Below are 207 nucleotides of genomic sequence, written 5' to 3' on the forward strand. Positions count from 1 at the left end.
AGACTGATTTCAATACTCACTACGGAACAACGGGTTATCATCCCTTAGTGGCTTTTGATGGACTGACTGGTCTGTTTCTGGGTGCCGAACTTCGTCCGGGCAATGTGTACACGTCTAACAATGCAGAGGTCTTTTTAAAAGATATTATCCAACAACACAAGCAGCACTCATGTGATATGTTTTTAACTGTCCGAGGGGACAGTGGCT

1 protein-coding gene is annotated in these 207 nt (G+C 44.4%); it reads left to right on the forward strand.

Features of this window, described 5'->3' with window-relative positions; all coding sequences use genetic code 11:
* Positions 1-207: transposase (locus tag ACYQ2O_RS13970; protein WP_459796901.1), on the forward strand; the 207-nt coding region annotated here is incomplete at both ends.

It is taken from the genome of Alkalibacterium sp. m-11 (genome assembly GCF_054658155.1).